This is a genomic window from Amycolatopsis nivea (assembly GCF_004522235.1).
Taxonomy (GTDB): domain Bacteria; phylum Actinomycetota; class Actinomycetes; order Mycobacteriales; family Pseudonocardiaceae; genus Amycolatopsis; species Amycolatopsis nivea.
Window position 1 is genome coordinate 1 of the sequence record NZ_SDLT01000125.1, and the last position, 377, is coordinate 377.

The 377-nt window shown below is 74.0% G+C and carries 1 protein-coding gene; it reads right to left on the reverse strand.

The window, feature by feature from the left end; genetic code table 11:
* A partial coding sequence (locus EIZ44_RS44510; protein WP_134734623.1) for a GAF domain-containing protein occupies window positions 1-377 on the reverse strand: 377 nt, incomplete at both ends.

Consider the following 377-nt stretch of genomic DNA (forward strand, 5'->3'; position numbering starts at 1 on the left):
GCCCGCTGCTGCGCCGCCAGCTGCAACGCCAGCGCCGCCTGATCCGCGAACGAGGCCAGCACCGGCAGTTGCGCCGTCTCGAACAACGCCGAACCCGGATCCCGCAACGCGATCAACACCCCCGACGTGTGGTCGCCCGCCCGCAACGGCACCACCAGCGCAGGACCGCGACCGCGGTCGGGCAGCAGCGCCAGCTCCGCCATCCGGCGCGGCGTACGGTCCCGGAACACCGCCCCCGGCACCGTCCCCTCGACCGACATCCGCAGTCCCATGAGGTCGGTGGCGTCGCCGCCCGCGCACACGGTCACGGTCAGTTCCGCGGGATCGGTGTCCCGCTCCTCGTCGACATCGAGCCGGCCCGTGCCCGGCAACGCGAG